Origin of the sequence: Cryobacterium breve (assembly GCF_004402375.1) — a bacterium.
Classification (GTDB): Bacteria; Actinomycetota; Actinomycetes; order Actinomycetales; family Microbacteriaceae; genus Cryobacterium; species Cryobacterium breve.
Window position 1 is genome coordinate 156,180 of the sequence record NZ_SOGJ01000028.1, and the last position, 15,452, is coordinate 171,631.

Genomic DNA, 15,452 nt, shown 5'->3' on the forward strand with positions numbered 1-15,452 from the left:
GAAGGAATCCGGATGGGCGAGGTCGATCGCCGGCACAGTGAATGGATGCGGCTCGCGCTGCACGAGGCCCGGGCAGCCCTTGAAACGGGCGATGTTCCCGTCGGCGCGGTCGTGCTGGACGCCACCGGCACGGTCATCGGGCGCGGGCGCAACGAGCGCGAAGCGCGGCAGGATCCCACCGGCCATGCCGAGATCGTCGCCATCCGTCAGGCCGCCTCGTCAATGGGGGACTGGCACCTGACCGGCTGCACCCTCGTGGTCACACTGGAACCCTGCGTGATGTGTGCGGGGGCGATCCTGGCGGCGCGGGTGCCCGTGGTCGTATTCGGCGCGTGGGACGAGAAGGCCGGCGCATCCGGGTCCGTGTACGACGTGCTGCGGGACCGCCGGCTCAATCATCGGGCCGAGGTGTATGCCGCAGTCGACGCGGAGGAGTGCGGGGAACTGCTCAGGACGTTCTTTCTGGATCCAGCCCGTCGAGCCATTCGCTGAACATGGCTCTGGACGCGCCCTGCATGCCCCTGGAGTAGAGTTCACGGTCGCGGCGAAGGTCGGCCGGGTTGTAACCTTCTGCGGCCACCTCGGCCTCCGAGGCAACCAGCCAGACCTCGTGCATCTCGGCGGTGACCTCCGGGTGGAACTGCACGGCCAGAGCCCAGTCGCCGATGGAGAAGGCCTCATTGCCGTACTGGGGCGACCCGGCCAGTCTCGTCACTCCCTCGGGCAGATCGAAGGTGTCGCTGTGCCACTGGAAGACGGGGACGCCGCTTACGTGTCGCACGGGGGAAGTCGCCCCGGCCAGAGTGGGCTCCACGGACCGGTAGCCGATCTCGTTCGTCGGCCCGCGGTAGACGCGGGAGCCGAGGGCGGCGGCCATGAGCTGGGCGCCGAGGCACACGCCGAAAACGGGACGGCCCGACGCGAGCCGTTGCTCGAGCAGGGCGATCTCGTCGTTCAGCGCCGGGAAGTTGTCGGCCTCGTACACCCCCATCTCACCGCCGAGCACGACCAGCAGATCGATCCGCGCCGGGTCTAGGCCGCGTACGTCCTCCCGAAGGGTGTCGACATAACGGACGGAGTAGCCGTGCTCCCGCAGCACGGGCTCGAGGTTGCCGAGGTGGATCGTGTCATCGTGCCGCAGAACGATCGCGACGCGGCTCACTCACTGCCCTTGATGACGATGGCGTCGGTGGGCGGCTGGCGCCGGTTGGGATCGACGTACAGGTCTGGTTCCAGGTAGATCACGCGGGCGGACGGCACTGCCTCACGGATGCGGGCTTCGACGGTGTCGATGCCCGCCGCCACATCGGCGAATCGGTTGTCGGCGTCAAAGGTGATCTTTGCGGCGACGAGGAGTTCGTCCGGACCGAGGTACAGGGTCTTGAGGTGGATGATCTTCTGCGTCTCCGGGCCCGAGAGGATGGCGCGCTCGATGGCCGCGGCATCCGTGGTGCCGGCACCCTCCCCGACCAGCAGGCTCTTCGTCTCGATGCCCAGCACGATCGCGACGAGAACGAGCAGCAGGCCGATGAACAGGGTGCCGATGGCGTCCCAGATCGGGTCGCCGGTGATGATGGTGAGGCCCACGCCGAGGAATGCGAAGACCAGGCCCGTGAGCGCGGCGACGTCTTCGAGCAGCACCACGGGCAGTTCGGGCGCCTTGGAGTGCCGCACGAACTGCACCCAGCTCTGCGTGCCGCGCACGAGGTTCGATTCCCTGATGGCAGTGCGCAGTGAGAAGGACTCGAGACCCATGGCGACCAACAGCACCACGATGGGCAGCCACGGCACCTCGAGCGGGTGCGGGTTCTGCAGCTTGTTCACGCCCTCGTACAGGGAGAACACGCCACCCACCGAGAACAGGATGATCGACACGACGAAGGCGTAGACGAAGCGTTCGCGGCCATAGCCGAACGGATGCTCCGTGTCGGCTCTCTGCCGCGCCTTGCGTCCGCCCACCAGCAGCAGCACCTGGTTGCCCGAATCGGCGAGAGAGTGCACCCCCTCAGCGAGCATCGAGGAGGAACCGGAGAACGCCCAGGCCACGAATTTCGTGATCGCGATGCCCAGATTGGCCCCGAGTGCCGCCACGATTGCCCTGTTCCCGCCCGATGTTCTCATGGGGCAATCCTAGAACGCTGGTCACCACGCCCGGCTTCGGGCCCGGGGCTCAAAAGTAGACTCGTCAGATGACTTCGACTGCATCGACCACCCTGCCCACGATCGCGTTCCTCGGCGCCGGCTCCATGGCGAGGGCCGTGCTCACCGGACTGCTGCAGCCGGGTGTGACCGTGGAAGGCGGCATCCGGGCCACCAACCGCAGCGCCGCCAAGGCCGCCGAACTCCGTGCGACCGAAGGTGTGACCGCCTACGCCACCGCGGAGGATCCGGAAGCCAACCGCACGGCCGTGGCCGGGGCGCGCATCGTGATCGTGGCGGTGAAGCCCGCGATGGTCCCGGACCTCCTGACCGAGATCGCCGACAGTCTGGAGCCCGGAGCCCTCGTCGTCAGCGTCGCTGCCGGCGTCACCATCGCGACGTTCGAATCCCGGCTGCCCGAATCGGTGTCGGTCATCCGCTCGATGCCCAACACGCCGGCCCTCGTCGGCAAGGCCGTCACGGGGCTGAGCGCGGGCACGCGGTCCAGCGCCACCGATCTCGAGCTCGCCACTGCCCTATTCGCCACCGTCGGCGATGTGTTGGTCGTGCCCGAGGAGAAGCTCGACGCCCTCAGCACGATCTCCGGCTCCGGTCCGGCCTACGTCTTCTACCTGATCGAGCAACTCACGGCCACGGCCCTCGACAAGGGTTTCACCCCGCAGGAGGCCGCGGTCATGGTGAACGGCACCTTCCTCGGCGCGACCACGCTCCTGGCGGCATCCGACCTGTCCCCGACCGAGCTGCGCCGCCAGGTGACGAGTCCGAGCGGCACCACCGAGCGCGCCGTGTGGGAACTCGAAAAGGGTGGCCTCAAAGAACTGTTCGATCGTGCGACGGATGCCGCGCTCGCCCGAGCGCGCGAACTCGCGGGCCACTAGACCCAGGTTTAGACCTCGAGTGCCGCGAACCGTTCGATGTCGGACTCCGTGCCGGAGACGATGATGAGGTCCCGGTCGGTGACGATCGTTTTCTCGGTGGCGTAGGTGAAGGGACGGCCGGGGCTCTGCACGCCGACCACGGTGACGTTGTACTTGCGACGCAGCCCCGATTCGGTCAGGTTGAGCCCCCTGATCGGCTTCGGCGGGATCATCTTGACCAAGACGAAATCGTCGTCGAACTCGATGAAGTCGAGCATTCGTCCGGACACCAGATGCGCGAGGCGTTCGCCGGCCTCAGCCTCAGGGAAGACGACGTGGTTCACGCCGATGCGCTCGAGAATCGTGCCGTGGGACTTGGAGATCGCCTTTGCCCAGATCTGCGGGATCCCGAGATCGACCAGGTTCGCCGCGATGAGCACACTGGCCTCGACGGATGAGCCGACGGCGCAGACAGCGATCGAGAATTCCTGCGCACCGATTTGGCGCAGCGCGTCGATGGACGTGGCATCAGCCTGCACCGCGTGGGTGACCCGTTCGGACCATTTCTGCACGAGGGCCTCGCTGTCGTCGACGGCGAGCACCTCTCGGCCGAGACGGTCGAGCTGACCGGCGGTGGCCGCGCCGAACCTGCCGAGTCCGATCACGAGCACGGGAGCGTCGTGTTTGAAGCGGTCAGCCAACTATGGGTCTCTCTTCCGGACGGGAGAACAGCTGCCTGCTCTGGCTCGCGGCGAGGGCAGCCGCGAGAGTCACTGTACCAATCCTGCCCATGAACATGGTCGCCGCCAGCACGTACACCCCTGCCGGAGGGAGGTCGGCGGTCAGCCCCGTCGACAGGCCGCAGGTGGCGAACGCGGAGATCACGTCGAAGAGCACCAGGTCGAACGGCGCCTTGGAGATCTCCAGGATCAGGATGCTGGACACAGCCACAGTCGTGGCACCCCACAGCACGACGCTGACCGCGAGCCGAAGGATGTCCCCGGGGATGCGGCGGCCGAACGCCTCCATCTGGCTTCGCCCGCTGGCCTCGGCGAACGCGGCCAGGAACAGGATGGCCAGGGTGGTCACTTTGATACCGCCCGCGGTGGACGCCGAACCGCCGCCGATGAACATCAGCATGTCCGTGACGAGCAGGCTCGACCCGTGCAGGTCGCTGACGGTGATGGTCGCGAAACCGCCCGACCGGGTCATCACCGACATGAACAGCGACTGGAAGATCGTGTCGCCCGCGTTCAGGGACCCGAACGTCTTCGGGTTGTCGAACTCGAGCGCGATGTATACCGCGATGCCCGCGACAATCAGCACCATGGTCGTGAAGAGGGTCAGCTTCACGTGCAGCGACCATCGCCGGGGGCTGCGCCAGCCCCGGGCGATGGCGTAGATCACCGGAAAGCCCAGGCTGCCGAGGAAGGCTCCCAGCATGAGGGCGCTGAGGAACCAATAGTCGTTCGCGAAGGGGGCGAGGCCTCCGACGTTGGGGGAGAAACCGCTGTTGGTGAAAGCCATGGCCGCGTAGTACACGCTCTGCCAGACGGCCTCGCCGGCGGGAGTCCCGACAGCCAGGATGCGCGGGAAGATCAGCGCAGTCACGACCAGTTCGATCACGAAGGCGCTGATCGCGACCGTCACGAGAAGGTTGCCGACCTCGCCCAACCGGATGGCTTGGCCTTCATTGACCGGGCCGGCATGGATCCGGGACGGGTTCGTGTCGCTGGCGGCCATGAGCCGGGCCCGCAGGCCCAGGCGCCGAGAGATGACCATGCCCATCAGGGAGGCGAGGGTCAACACGCCGACACCGCCGATATTGACGCCGACCACCACCAGGACGTTGCCGAACGCCGACCAGTGCGTTGCCATGTCCACCGTCGCGAGGCCGGTCACGCAGATCACCGACACCGCGGTGAAGAGGGCGTCGTGCAGGGGGGTGACGGTGCGGTCCGCGGTTGCGATGGGCAGGGAGAACAGGAGGGTGAACACCATGATCAGGGCCGTGAACACGAGGATGGCGAAGCGGGACGGCGAGCGGCGCACCAGCCCGTCGATGGAGTCGCGCAGCCAGGCATACCAGCTGGTGGGACGCGGCGCGAAGGCGGAACCCGCCATCCGTGTCTGCATTGAAACCTCCGACTCACCCGCGACGAACGACCGCCGCCATGGTATCCCCCACCGGGAATGACTAGCCTTGGGGCATGGCAGACATATTCGGCGTGGTGGCGGATTCGACCCGACGCGAAATTCTACGCATTCTCCTTGAGCGATACAACCAATCGAGCACGGCCGGTGGCGAACTCAGCGTGTCTGACATCGTCGACAAACTCGGACTGAGCCAGCCGACTATCTCGAAGCACCTCAAGGTTTTGCGGGAAGCCGGCCTGGTCGGGGTTCGGGAAGCCGGTCAGCACCGTTATTACCATTTGGACTACGCGCCGCTCGAAGAGATCGAGGACTGGTTGATTCCCTTCCTCAGTGTCGACTTCGACGCCACGGTCGGGGAGATCGCCGAAGAGGCCGAAGGGCTCAAGGACGAACAGCGGGCATTCGCTGCCGCCATCGGGAAGGCCTTCGCCGACACGTCATTCCAAATGGCGCATGCGGTCAAGGACGCCAAGCCCCGGAAATGGCGCAAAAACGACTGAGCCGAGAGGCTGCCCAGCGCCCGAATGCGCACACCGCGTAGGAGTGCGTTCTTTTTCCGGTAGACTGCCATTTACCGTGTCTGTCGCGAATCCCGCGGCGAAACCAATTTCTTTTGTGAGGTCCGTGTGGGTTCTGTAATCAAGAAGCGACGCAAGCGTATGGCGAAGAAGAAGCACCGCAAGCTGCTTCGCAAGACTCGTCACCAGCGTCGTAACAAGAAGTAGACGGTTCACCCGTCAGCAAGTTGTACTGGCGTGAGCGCTAGGCCCTCGGGGCCTAGCGCTTTTTGCTTGCCCGGGTAGCAGCCTTGATGCTGCGGCGTTTGAGGATCATGACCGGCCAGTGGCGCGCTGCGGCGTAGCGCCGGAGCGTCGCATCCGGGTTCACGACGACCGGGTTGCCGACCAGATCCAGTAACGGGATGTCGTTGTGCGAGTCGGAGTAGGCCCAGCAGCCGGCCAGGTCGGCCCCGCTCCTGAGAGCCTGCATGCTGGCCGCGCGCGCCTTCTGGGCACCATGGCAGACGCCGTCCGTCAGTCGGCCCGTGAAAACGCCGTCGATGGCTTCGAGACGCGTGCCGAGCGCGCCCGTGAGCCCGAGGCGCTCGGCGATGACGTCGGCCACTTCCTGGGCCGTCGCGGAGACGAGCCAGACCTCGCGGCCGGCCTTCAGGTGGGCCCTGGCCACGGCAACCGTCTCGGGCCAGAGACGCTGGAGCAGGCGGGCATCGACGATTTCCGTGCTCAACGCGACGAGGTCGGCACGGGTGTAGCCGACGACCACTTCCAGCGCGCGCTCGCGGATGGTGGCGAGGTGCACCCCGTTCTCGCCGACCGCGAGGAAGCGGGCCTGCTTCCAGGCGAACGACGCGATGTCCCGGCCGGTGAGCAGTCGCCGTCGCCAGGCGCCGATACTGAGGTGATACAGGCTGGCCCCGCGCAGGAGGGTGTTGTCCACGTCGAAGAACGCGATGGCTGGGGCGGCAGTGGCTTCGGACATGTGTGCAAATAAGTCTAGTTGCCTCAATCGCTCACGGGGCCCGCATAGGCTGGTGCCATGGCTACCGTCCTCCTGACCCTGATCGGCAAGCCCGGCTGTCACCTCTGCGACGACGCGCGGGACCTGGTCGGCAGTGTCGTGACCAAGCTGGCCGACGATCCGTCCGCCCCGGAAATCGTGCTCGAGGAACGTTCTATCCTCGACGATGCCGAACTGCACGCCCTCTACCTCGACGACATCCCGGTGCTGTTGCTCAACGGCAAGGTGCACAACTACTGGCGCATCGATCCGGTGCGACTGCGCGGCGCGATTCTGGCCGTGCGATGATCCGGCACATCGTCTCCTGGCAGCTCTCCGAGTCCGACCCGGCTCGGAAAGCCGCCGACGCGGCCGAGATCGCGGCCAGCCTCGAAGCACTTGTGGGCGTCGTCGACGAGATCAAAGCACTGCGGGTGGGCGCCGACGTGGCCGGTGGCACCAACTGGGATGTAGTGCTCGTGGCGGACTTCGACGACCTGGACGCGGTCAGCCGCTATCAGGTTCATCCCGCGCATCAGGCGGCGGGAGCCTTCATCCGCTCTGTCGTCTCGGCCAGGATGGCCGTCGATATCGTCGTCTGACCTGCTCGGGCCGAAGTGTGGGCTGCCCCGCCGAGGCGGGACAGCCTTCCCGCCTACGGCTCGAGGCGGGTCGGACCGCGGAACAGATAGGTGACCTCGCGGATGCTGGCCTGATGCAGCATGAGCATGAGCACCCGTGCGAGGCCCATGCCGAATCCACCGTGCGACGGAACGCCGTATCGGAAGAAGTCGAGGTAACCCTCGATCTCTTCGGGGTCGACGCCCTTGTCCTTGGCCTGCTCGACCAGGATGTCGATGCGGTGCTCGCGCTGTGCTCCGGTCGAGATCTCGGTGCCGTTGAAGATCAGGTCGTAGCTCTTGGTGATGCTCGCGTCACCCTCGTGGCGCATATGGTAGAACGGCCGGATGCTCGAGGCGTAGTCGGTGAGGAAGACGAACTCGTGGCCGAAGGTCTCGAGCACGTAGGCGGCGATCTGACGTTCGCCCTCCGGGTCCATGTCGTCGTCGTCGCGCGGGACCTCGTAGCCGCGGTTCTTGACGATTTCCTTGGCCTCGGCCAGCGGGATGCGCGGGAACGGCGTGCTGGGCACGGTGACCTCGACGCCGAAGAGGGCCAGGACCTCTTCACCGTGCTTCTCCTTGACTGCGGTGAATCCGGCGACGAGCAGCTTCTCGTGCAGTTGCATGACGTCTTCGTGGCTGTCGATCCAGCTGATCTCGGAGTCGACGCTGGTGAACTCGGTGGAGTGGCGGCTGGTGAACGACGGGTCGGCGCGGAATGCCGGGCCGACCTCGAAGATCTTGCCGAAGCCGGCGGACTGGGCCATCTGCTTGAAGAACTGGGGGCTCTGCGCGAGGTAGGCCTTGGTGTCGAAGTACTCCACCTCGAACAACTCGGCGCGGGACTCGCTCGCGCTGGCCATCAGCTTCGGGGTGTGCAGCTCGATGAAGTCGTTGTCTATCCAATACGTGCGCATGGCGTGCTCGAACGTGGTCTGCAGGCGGAAGATCAGGTTCTGCTTGGGCTGGCGCAGGTCGAGGAAGCGCCAATCCAGGCGCTTGTCGAGGCTGGAGTCGGCGGCGATGGGCGTCTCGGGGATCGCGACCGTGACGACCTCGAGGGTTGCGAGCTTGATCTCGATGCCGCCGAGCTTGACGCGCTCGTCGTGCTTGAGTTCGCCGGTGACGGTGACGAAGCTGCCCTGCGACAGGGTAGAGATCGTGCTGGCCGGTTCGTCGGCGACAACGACACCCGCGGCATCCGTGGTGCGCGGGTTCACAAGTTGCACCGCGCCGGATTCGTCACGCAGCACGACGAACTGCACCTTCTTCTGGTCTCTGACGGTGTCGACCCATCCGGATACCGTTACGGGGCCGTTGTCGAGGGCGGCCAGGTTCTTGATCAATATGCGCTCAGTCACTAGTCAAGTTTAGCCGCACGGCTCTCGGCGTATTCGCGGGTACCTCCTCCGTACACTGGAAGGGTGGTAGCCAATCAGGTACATCTCGTGCGGCACGGTGAGGTTTTCAACCCCGAACGCGTGCTGTACGGACGCTTGCCCGAATTCCGGCTCTCCGACCTGGGCGTGCAGATGGCCGAGGCCGCGGCCGCCGATCTGCTGCAGCGCGCCTGCCCCGTCGCCCGAATCATCTCCTCACCCCTGCAGCGGGCCCGCGAGTCGGCCGTGCCGATCGCCGCGGCGTTCGGTCTTCCCGTCGACATCGACGAACGCATCATCGAACCGGCCAACTTCTTTGAGGGCAAACGGATGCGAGGTTCGAACGGTGCGCTGCGCGACCCGCGCAACTGGCCTGCCCTGGCCAACCCCTTGCGACCCAGTTGGGGTGAGTCGTTCGACTCGATCGCGAAGCGCATGCTGGCCGCCATCGAGGACGCCCGCCGCTCCGTGGATGGAGGTGACGTCGTGCTCGTGAGTCATCAGCTGCCGATCTGGATGATGCATCGCGCGCTCGCCGGACAGCGCCTCGCCCACGACCCGCGCAAGCGCCGCTGCGACCTGTCGAGCATCACGACGCTCTCCTGGCCGGGCGGGCACCCGGCCGAAACCGGCTACGCGAACCCGGCCCTGTCGCTGCAGGCCGGTGCCACGGATGTGGGGGCCGTATGAAACTCCGTCCGCGTGCCGCTCTGGTCGGCCTCGTCGCCGTGGCGCTGCTGCTGACCGGGTGCTCCACCGACCCACTTGCCGAACAGTACCGCGAGGGCAGCAATAAGGGCTTCATAGCCGGAGACGGCAGCTGGACCGAGATTCCGATCGCTGAGCGCGGCGATCCCGTGGTCTGGAGCGGCGTAGACGAGAACGGCGCCGCGCTCTCCAGCGCGGACTACGCCGGCACGGTCGTCGTGGTCAACTTCTGGTACGCCAGCTGTGCGCCGTGCCGGGCGGAGGCCCCGGCCCTGCAGAAGCTCAACGAGGAATTCGCCGGCACGGATGCCCGCTGGGTCGGAGTCAACGTTCGGGATCAGGCCGCAAACGCCACGGCGTTCAACGAGAGCTTCGGCATAACGTACCCGTCGGTGATGGACGTCGACAACGGGAGCATGCAGCTCGCGTTCAGCGGCAGCATCCCGCCCAACGCCGTTCCCACCACCCTCGTGCTCGACCGGTCCGGCCGGGTCGCAGCGCGCATCCTCGGTGCGGTCTCGGAACCCACGATCCTCGAGACCCTCGTGCGCGACGCGATCGCCGAGGAATCGTAGGCGTGGACAACCCGTTCGGCGAAATCGTCTTCAGCGGCCAGCTCTTCTTGGCCATTCCCATCGCCGTGCTGGCCGGCCTGGTCTCGTTCGCCTCCCCCTGTATCCTGCCGCTCGTCCCCGGCTACCTGGCCTATATCGGCGGCTTCGCCGACGGCAGCTCGACCGCCGCCCGCGGCGACCGCCGCGGCCGCAACCGCCTGCTGCTCGGGGTTGTTCTGTTCATCCTCGGCTTCACTCTCGTCTTCGTGCTGACCGGGGTGATCTTCGGGGTGGCCGGTTTCTGGCTGAACCAGTACCGCGACGCGATCACCCGCATCGCCGGTGTTCTGGTGATCCTGCTCGGCCTGGTTTTCGTCGGCCAGTTCGGGTTCGCCCAGCGCAGCGTGAAGGCCGCCTGGAAACCGAGGATGGGCTTGGCCGGCGCGCCAGTGCTCGGAGCCGTTTTCGCGGTCGGCTGGACGCCTTGCACAGGCCCAACCCTCACCGCCATCAACTCGCTGAGCCTGACCACGGGTTCGCCCTGGCAGGGCGGACTACTGGCCCTGTTCTACGCGCTTGGGTTGGGCATCCCGTTTCTGTTGATCGCGCTCGGCCTAAGCTGGGCGACCGGCGCCGTTTCCTTCCTGAAACGCCACGTCCGGGCCATCAACCTGTTCGGTGGCCTCCTCCTCGTGGTCATCGGCGTGCTCATGGTGAGCGGCGTGTGGAATGCCTGGCTCCTCGACCTGCAAGGAACGATCGGAAGTTATGTCCCGGCCATCTGACCACTACGACGCGCCCGCCTCCGCGGGGATCGTCCAGCCGCACCTTGGCTTCGTCGGCTGGCTGCGCTGGTTCTGGCGCCAGCTGACGAATATGCGCACGGCGCTGTTCCTGCTGCTGCTGCTCGCGATCGCCGCCGTGCCGGGTTCCCTGGTGCCCCAGCGCAGCTCCGATCCGAACGGGGTCACCCAGTACTTCACAGACAACCCCGACCTGGCTCCCCTGCTCGACAAGGTCCAGGCCTTCGACGTGTACTCGTCGGCGTGGTTCTCGGCCATCTACCTGCTGTTGTTCGTCTCGCTGATCGGCTGCGTCATCCCACGCACCAAACACCATTACCTGGCATTGCGCGCCAAGCCGCCGCGCACGCCCGCCCGGCTGTCCCGGCTGGCCGGCTTCACGACGCGCACGGCCCCGGCCGGCACGGATGCTCAGGCCGCCGTCGAGTCCGCCCGCCGGCTTCTGAAAACCAGCGGCTACCGGGCATCGGTTTTCAAGAATCGCGGGGAGACCTCGGTCTCGGCCGAGCGCGGCTACCTGCGCGAAACCGGCAACCTGGTCTTCCACTTCGCTCTGGTCGGCATCTTGATCACGGTTGGTTTCGGCGGCGGGTTCGGTTTCAGTGGGCAGCGCGTTCTTGTTGAGGGACAAACGTTCGTGAACACCTTGCTGGCCTACGACTCATTCAACCCGGGCCGGTTTTTCAATGACGCAAGCCTGACTCCGTACAAGCTCACCCTCGACGACTTCGACGTCACCTACGAGGACAAGAACCTCAAGGCCTACGGCCAGCCGATCGACTTCACCGCGGACGTCACCATCACTCCCCGGGGCGAGGTTGCAGAGGCCAGCCAGGTGAAGGTGAACGGGCCCGCCCGCACCGGCGGCACCGACGTCTACCTGCTCGGCAACGGTTACGCCCCGACCATCACCGTGAAGGACCCGAACGGGGTGGTCGTCTTCACCGATTCCGTTCCGTTCCTGCCGCAGGACGCCAACCTCACCTCCCTCGGAGTGGTGAAGGTTCCCGATGGGTTGGCGGAACAGCTCGGCATGATCGGATTCTTCTACCCGACGCAGGCCACCATGGAGTCGGGGGCGTACTTCTCGTCGTACCCTGACCTCGAATACCCGCTGCTGACCCTCAACGTCTACTCGGGCGACCTCGGGCTCGACGCGGGGGTGCCCACGTCGGTCTACTCGCTCGACACCGATCAGATGGATCAGCTCACCGGCGGCAAGACCAGGGTGGAGTCGATCGAGCTCAAGCCCGGCCAGTCCAGCGAGCTGCCGAACGGCCTCGGCACCGTCACCTTCGATGACGCCGCCCCGGGCGCAAAAACCGGGGACTTTTCCGGTTCGGTGCTCCGGTTCGCCTCGTTCGACATCCACCACGACCCCACCCAGCTTTGGGTGCTGTCCTTCGCCGTGCTGGCCCTGCTCGGTCTGCTGACGTCGCTGTTCGTGCCGCGCCGGCGGGTGTGGGTGAAGGCCGTGCCTGAGGCCGACGGATCGCTGCGCCTCGAGTACGCGGGGCTGGCCCGGGGTGAGGACCCGGCCCTGGAATCCGCCGTCGGCGACATTGCCGACCGGCACACCGACCTGCTGTTATCCTCCCAATCGGCCACCCCGGCATTCGAACAGAAATAGGCTGAAACAGTGAATCTCAACGAGCTCTCGATCCTGAGCCTCTACTCGGCCATGGCCGTGTACGCACTGGCCTTCATCGCCTTCTCCTTCGACCTGGCCAAGCGGTCTGCGGCGGTCGGTTCCACCGCGGCGGCAGACGAGGCGGAACGCCAGGCGGAAACGCCGCGCACGGATGCCGCGGGCGCGTCGGGCGGGACCACGACCCTCACGCGCATCAGTGCTCGGATCAAGAACGACGCGGCAACGCCCTACGGTCGGTCGCCCAGTCTGCGGGTCGGCGTCTCGCTCACCGTGCTCGCCTTCCTGACCCACCTGATGGCCACAGTTCTCCGAGGCGTGGCGGCCGAACGCGTGCCGTGGGCGAACATGTACGAGTTCGCTATGACGGGCACCCTGCTCATCGTGGCCGTGTTCCTGATCGTGCTCACCCGCGCCGACCTGCGCTTCCTCGGCACCTTCGTCACGGGCATGGTGTTGGTACTGCTCGGGATCGCGGCGCTGCGCTTCTACGTCGAGGTCGCACCCCTGCCGCCGGCGCTGCAGTCGGCGTGGCTGGTCATCCACGTCTTTGTCGCCTCGCTCGGCACGGGCTTCTTCGCCCTCGGGTTCGCCCTGTCCACCGTGCATCTGCTGCAGTTCCGACGCGAGTCGCTCGTCGCGTCCGCGAGGAGCGCGCGCCTGCGTTTCCTCGCCACGCTGCCGTCGGCGGCCACGCTGGAGAACCTCGCCTACCGCGTAACCATAATCGGCTTCATCCTCTGGACCTTCACCCTGATGGCCGGATCCATTTGGGCCGAACAGGCCTGGGGCCGGTACTGGGGCTGGGACACCAAAGAGGTCTGGACGTTCATCATCTGGACCATCTATGCCGGCTACATCCACGCCCGGGCGACCCGCGGCTGGCGTGGCTCACGGTCGGCGTGGCTGTCGATCATCGGTTTCGCCGCCGTCATGTTCAACTTCGGGATCGTGAACGTCTTCTTCAAGGGTCTGCACGCCTACTCCGGCCTCTGAGCCAACGCCTCCCCGTCGCCGAGGCGAACGCGCACGAATTCGACGGTGATTTTGCTCGGATGGGCCCCAAATCGGCCGAAAGTCGTCTTCCGGTCCAAAATCTCCGTCGAATCGGTTCGGCGCCGGCGTCAGTCGGTGAGCAGCGCGTGGCAGCGGGTGAGGCGGGCGAGCCACCAATCGCGTCGGTCATCCGGGGCAGCGTAGCGCTCCAGCAGTTCGGGGTCGGGGGTCACCCGGCGCACCGGGATGCCGCCGTCAACCGGCAGGAGCGGTTCGGTGGTGACGTCGGCTGCGAGGAGCGAAGCCGTGCCGAGCCCGCAGTCGAAGTCGAGCTCGGGGATCGCTGCGGCCAGATGCGCGCCCATCGAGATGCCCACCGAGGTGTCCAGGGCGCTGGAGACGACGGCGGGAAGGCCCGCCTGCTTGATCAGTGCCAGGGCGGCGTGGATCCCGCCGAGTGGCGCGGCCTTGATCACGAGGATGTCGGCGGAGCCTGTGCGGGCCACCAGCAGCGGGTCTTCCGCACGGCGCACGCTTTCGTCCGCGGCCACGCCGACGTCGAGGTACGCGGTGCGCCGACGGATCTCGGCGAGCTCCTCGATCGTGGCGCAGGGCTGCTCCACATATTCGAGGTCGAACTCGTTCAGGGCATGGATGGCGTGCTCGGCCTCATCGACGTTCCAGAGGCCGTTCGCATCGACGCGGATGCGCCCCTCGGGTCCGAGCACCCGGCGCACCACGCGCACCCGAGCCACGTCGTCGGCGAGGGTCTGGCCGGGATCGGCGACCTTCACCTTGGCGGTGCGACATCCGGGGAACCGGGCGAGCACGCCGGGGACCTCTTCGGCGGCGACCGCCGGCACGGTGGCGTTCACCGGGATGCGCTCGCGGAGCAGAGCGGGGGTCGCTTCCCAGCCGAAATCGATGGCCGCCCGCAGCCAGGCCGTGGCCTCGGCGTCGCCGTATTCGGCGAACGGGGAAAACTCCGCCCAGCCGTGCGGCCCGTGCAGGAGCATCGCCTCCCGGGTGTCGATACCGCGGAACCGCGTCACCAGCGGCAACGCGACGACGCGGGCAGATCCGAGCAACTCAGGCAGTGTTGGCAGCATGTTCCCAGTGTGCCAGCCAGGGGCCTGCCCAGGTGACGCGGAAGGCGTCGACAACCCGTGGCAAGAGCACTCGGGTCTGAGGGGTCAGAGCACGTCGGGGTTGAACGCCCCGTCCACGTCGAGATCGATGCCCGTGCCGTTGTCCGACTTGACGTTGAGAATGGCGAAGGGGATGCCCGGCACGATCAGCAGGTAGGCGTCTTCGAAGACCCCGCCGCCGCTGTTCACCCGCAGCCAATAGGGCTTGCCGGATGCCAGCGCTGTCTCAACCTCGTTCTGGATGGATTCCAGGGTCCGGCCGCCGAGCGAGTACTGCCCGCCGCCATAGACAATATCGACTCGCTTCACGATTCATCCTTCACCAGTACTGACGTGGGGCGGTGCGGTTCCGGCACCAGCTGTAGACCGCCGGAGGAATTGGCGGACAGCATCAGGGCCTCAATCCATTCGCGGTTGAGGCTGGGGGAGCGCCCGCCGAAGTACTTGTAGGACAGGGGGATGGCTGGGTGCAGCCAGATCGTGCTGCGGCCGTCTCCGCCCTGCGGGTCGTCTCGCCATGTGAAGTAGAAACACTCACCTCGACGCAACTTCGCCCCGATGACAACCTGGATGTGAGCAAGCACCCGGTCATCGAAATCTGCGGTCAGGGTCGAGTTGTAGGTGAGCTTTCCCATGTGACCCCCGTTGACAAAGTTGACTTCGAGGTTAGCGTGAACGGGTGCCCGTGGCTATGCTCCACTTCAGGGTTCACACGGGCATCACGCTCGGCCGGGGTCCACCGGGGGTCAGTCGCGCAGATACCGCTCCAGACGGGGGACGTGCAGCAGGGCCAGGGCGCGTTTCTCGATCTGGCGAACCCGCTCCCTGGTCACCCCCTGAACGACCGCGATCTGGTCCAGCGTTTGGGGCGCGCCCCCGTCGAGGCCGAACCGGGACATAA

At 66.4% G+C, this 15,452-nt stretch carries 21 protein-coding genes; 11 read left to right on the forward strand and 10 right to left on the reverse strand.

Annotation, left to right across the window (positions count from 1 at the left end):
- Positions 1-12: 12 nt before the first annotated feature.
- Positions 13-492 carry a tRNA adenosine(34) deaminase TadA gene (tadA, locus tag E3O65_RS14220; RefSeq protein ID WP_206750124.1) on the forward strand — a complete coding sequence of 160 codons (480 nt, stop codon included), beginning with the start codon at positions 13-15 and terminating at the stop codon, positions 490-492.
- On the opposite strand, the gene E3O65_RS14225 is transcribed toward tadA, so the two are convergent.
- Positions 449-1,162 (reverse strand): glutamine amidotransferase, encoded by a 714-nt coding sequence (locus E3O65_RS14225; protein WP_134364380.1) that lies wholly within the window; start codon positions 1,160-1,162, stop codon positions 449-451. The genes tadA and E3O65_RS14225 overlap by 44 nt on opposite strands.
- The gene (locus E3O65_RS14230; RefSeq protein ID WP_134364381.1) at positions 1,159-2,121 is read right to left on the reverse strand and encodes a cation diffusion facilitator family transporter; all 963 of its coding nucleotides are present in this window, start codon (positions 2,119-2,121) and stop codon (positions 1,159-1,161) included. The genes E3O65_RS14225 and E3O65_RS14230 overlap by 4 nt, the downstream gene beginning before the upstream one ends.
- A 68-nt stretch (positions 2,122-2,189) precedes the next feature.
- Here E3O65_RS14230 and proC point away from each other — a divergent pair, with 68 nt between their 5' ends.
- Positions 2,190-3,038, forward strand: coding sequence for a pyrroline-5-carboxylate reductase (gene proC, locus E3O65_RS14235; RefSeq protein ID WP_134364382.1), 849 nt, complete (start codon positions 2,190-2,192; stop codon positions 3,036-3,038).
- Positions 3,039-3,046: 8 nt separating this feature from the next.
- Here the strand turns inward: proC and E3O65_RS14240 are convergent, their stop codons facing one another.
- Both E3O65_RS14240 and E3O65_RS14245 read right to left on the reverse strand, forming a co-directional pair.
- Positions 3,047-3,718 carry a potassium channel family protein gene (locus tag E3O65_RS14240; RefSeq protein ID WP_134364383.1) on the reverse strand — a complete coding sequence of 224 codons (672 nt, stop codon included), beginning with the start codon at positions 3,716-3,718 and terminating at the stop codon, positions 3,047-3,049.
- The gene (locus tag E3O65_RS14245) at positions 3,711-5,153 is read right to left on the reverse strand and encodes a TrkH family potassium uptake protein (RefSeq protein ID WP_241985555.1); all 1,443 of its coding nucleotides are present in this window, start codon (positions 5,151-5,153) and stop codon (positions 3,711-3,713) included. The genes E3O65_RS14240 and E3O65_RS14245 overlap by 8 nt, the downstream gene beginning before the upstream one ends.
- Positions 5,154-5,227: 74 nt before the next feature.
- Here E3O65_RS14245 and E3O65_RS14250 point away from each other — a divergent pair, with 74 nt between their 5' ends.
- Together E3O65_RS14250 and E3O65_RS14255 are read left to right on the forward strand one after the other, a co-directional pair.
- The gene (locus E3O65_RS14250) at positions 5,228-5,674 is read left to right on the forward strand and encodes an ArsR/SmtB family transcription factor (RefSeq protein WP_134364384.1); all 447 of its coding nucleotides are present in this window, start codon (positions 5,228-5,230) and stop codon (positions 5,672-5,674) included.
- Between the two features lie 126 nt (positions 5,675-5,800).
- Positions 5,801-5,899 (forward strand): 30S ribosomal protein bS22, encoded by a 99-nt coding sequence (locus E3O65_RS14255; RefSeq protein ID WP_003792170.1) that lies wholly within the window; start codon positions 5,801-5,803, stop codon positions 5,897-5,899.
- A gap of 52 nt (positions 5,900-5,951) precedes the next feature.
- Here the strand turns inward: E3O65_RS14255 and E3O65_RS14260 are convergent, their stop codons facing one another.
- The gene (locus tag E3O65_RS14260) at positions 5,952-6,674 is read right to left on the reverse strand and encodes an HAD family hydrolase (protein ID WP_134364385.1); all 723 of its coding nucleotides are present in this window, start codon (positions 6,672-6,674) and stop codon (positions 5,952-5,954) included.
- A gap of 57 nt (positions 6,675-6,731) precedes the next feature.
- On the opposite strand from E3O65_RS14260, the gene E3O65_RS14265 reads away from it, so the two are divergent.
- Positions 6,732-7,001 carry a glutaredoxin family protein gene (locus E3O65_RS14265; RefSeq protein ID WP_134364386.1) on the forward strand — a complete coding sequence of 90 codons (270 nt, stop codon included), beginning with the start codon at positions 6,732-6,734 and terminating at the stop codon, positions 6,999-7,001.
- Positions 6,998-7,294 (forward strand): Dabb family protein, encoded by a 297-nt coding sequence (locus E3O65_RS14270; RefSeq protein ID WP_134364387.1) that lies wholly within the window; start codon positions 6,998-7,000, stop codon positions 7,292-7,294. Before E3O65_RS14265 ends, E3O65_RS14270 begins: the two co-directional genes overlap by 4 nt.
- 53 nt (positions 7,295-7,347) lie before the next feature.
- Here the strand turns inward: E3O65_RS14270 and aspS are convergent, their stop codons facing one another.
- On the reverse strand, positions 7,348-8,676 hold the full coding sequence (aspS, locus tag E3O65_RS14275) for an aspartate--tRNA(Asn) ligase (RefSeq protein WP_166785766.1): 1,329 nt from the start codon (positions 8,674-8,676) through the stop codon (positions 7,348-7,350).
- A 63-nt stretch (positions 8,677-8,739) separates the two neighbouring features.
- Between aspS and E3O65_RS14280 the strand changes: the two genes are divergently transcribed.
- From E3O65_RS14280 to ccsB, 5 genes are read left to right on the forward strand one after another with little or no spacing between them, the layout of a single operon-like run.
- The gene (locus E3O65_RS14280; RefSeq protein WP_134364388.1) at positions 8,740-9,384 is read left to right on the forward strand and encodes a histidine phosphatase family protein; all 645 of its coding nucleotides are present in this window, start codon (positions 8,740-8,742) and stop codon (positions 9,382-9,384) included.
- A complete protein-coding gene (locus E3O65_RS14285) occupies positions 9,381-9,977 on the forward strand; it encodes a TlpA family protein disulfide reductase (RefSeq protein WP_134364389.1) in 597 nt (198 codons plus the stop codon). Before E3O65_RS14280 ends, E3O65_RS14285 begins: the two co-directional genes overlap by 4 nt.
- 2 nt (positions 9,978-9,979) lie before the next feature.
- Positions 9,980-10,741, forward strand: coding sequence for a cytochrome c biogenesis CcdA family protein (locus E3O65_RS14290; RefSeq protein ID WP_134364390.1), 762 nt, complete (start codon positions 9,980-9,982; stop codon positions 10,739-10,741).
- Positions 10,725-12,389 carry a cytochrome c biogenesis protein ResB gene (gene resB, locus E3O65_RS14295; protein WP_134364391.1) on the forward strand — a complete coding sequence of 555 codons (1,665 nt, stop codon included), beginning with the start codon at positions 10,725-10,727 and terminating at the stop codon, positions 12,387-12,389. The genes E3O65_RS14290 and resB overlap by 17 nt, the downstream gene beginning before the upstream one ends.
- Positions 12,390-12,440: 51 nt before the next feature.
- A complete protein-coding gene (ccsB, locus tag E3O65_RS14300) occupies positions 12,441-13,403 on the forward strand; it encodes a c-type cytochrome biogenesis protein CcsB (RefSeq protein WP_134364410.1) in 963 nt (320 codons plus the stop codon).
- Positions 13,404-13,531: 128 nt separating this feature from the next.
- Here the strand turns inward: ccsB and E3O65_RS14305 are convergent, their stop codons facing one another.
- From E3O65_RS14305 to E3O65_RS14320, 4 genes are all read right to left on the reverse strand, one after another.
- Positions 13,532-14,512 carry an o-succinylbenzoate synthase gene (locus E3O65_RS14305; RefSeq protein ID WP_134364392.1) on the reverse strand — a complete coding sequence of 327 codons (981 nt, stop codon included), beginning with the start codon at positions 14,510-14,512 and terminating at the stop codon, positions 13,532-13,534.
- An 84-nt stretch (positions 14,513-14,596) separates the two neighbouring features.
- Positions 14,597-14,860: a hypothetical protein gene (locus E3O65_RS14310; RefSeq protein ID WP_134364393.1), complete on the reverse strand. Its 264-nt coding sequence runs from the start codon at positions 14,858-14,860 to the stop codon at positions 14,597-14,599.
- The gene (locus E3O65_RS14315) at positions 14,857-15,186 is read right to left on the reverse strand and encodes a DUF7882 family protein (protein ID WP_134364394.1); all 330 of its coding nucleotides are present in this window, start codon (positions 15,184-15,186) and stop codon (positions 14,857-14,859) included. Before E3O65_RS14315 ends, E3O65_RS14310 begins: the two co-directional genes overlap by 4 nt.
- A 111-nt stretch (positions 15,187-15,297) precedes the next feature.
- On the reverse strand, positions 15,298-15,450 hold the full coding sequence (locus E3O65_RS14320; RefSeq protein WP_241988666.1) for a sigma factor-like helix-turn-helix DNA-binding protein: 153 nt from the start codon (positions 15,448-15,450) through the stop codon (positions 15,298-15,300).
- Positions 15,451-15,452: the final 2 nt, after the last annotated feature.

Coding starts and splice junctions, on each gene's coding strand:
- E3O65_RS14320 (WP_241988666.1), bottom strand. CDS start 15,450: ATGTCCCGGTTCGGCCTCGACGGGGGCGCGCCCCAAACGCTGGACCAG.
- E3O65_RS14260 (WP_134364385.1), bottom strand. CDS start 6,674: ATGTCCGAAGCCACTGCCGCCCCAGCCATCGCGTTCTTCGACGTGGAC.
- proC (WP_134364382.1), top strand. CDS start 2,190: ATGACTTCGACTGCATCGACCACCCTGCCCACGATCGCGTTCCTCGGC.
- resB (WP_134364391.1), top strand. CDS start 10,725: ATGTCCCGGCCATCTGACCACTACGACGCGCCCGCCTCCGCGGGGATC.
- E3O65_RS14285 (WP_134364389.1), top strand. CDS start 9,381: ATGAAACTCCGTCCGCGTGCCGCTCTGGTCGGCCTCGTCGCCGTGGCG.
- E3O65_RS14250 (WP_134364384.1), top strand. CDS start 5,228: ATGGCAGACATATTCGGCGTGGTGGCGGATTCGACCCGACGCGAAATT.
- E3O65_RS14270 (WP_134364387.1), top strand. CDS start 6,998: ATGATCCGGCACATCGTCTCCTGGCAGCTCTCCGAGTCCGACCCGGCT.
- E3O65_RS14305 (WP_134364392.1), bottom strand. CDS start 14,512: ATGCTGCCAACACTGCCTGAGTTGCTCGGATCTGCCCGCGTCGTCGCG.
- ccsB (WP_134364410.1), top strand. CDS start 12,441: ATGGCCGTGTACGCACTGGCCTTCATCGCCTTCTCCTTCGACCTGGCC.
- E3O65_RS14265 (WP_134364386.1), top strand. CDS start 6,732: ATGGCTACCGTCCTCCTGACCCTGATCGGCAAGCCCGGCTGTCACCTC.
- E3O65_RS14230 (WP_134364381.1), bottom strand. CDS start 2,121: ATGAGAACATCGGGCGGGAACAGGGCAATCGTGGCGGCACTCGGGGCC.
- tadA (WP_206750124.1), top strand. CDS start 13: ATGGGCGAGGTCGATCGCCGGCACAGTGAATGGATGCGGCTCGCGCTG.
- E3O65_RS14245 (WP_241985555.1), bottom strand. CDS start 5,153: ATGCAGACACGGATGGCGGGTTCCGCCTTCGCGCCGCGTCCCACCAGC.
- E3O65_RS14315 (WP_134364394.1), bottom strand. CDS start 15,186: ATGGGAAAGCTCACCTACAACTCGACCCTGACCGCAGATTTCGATGAC.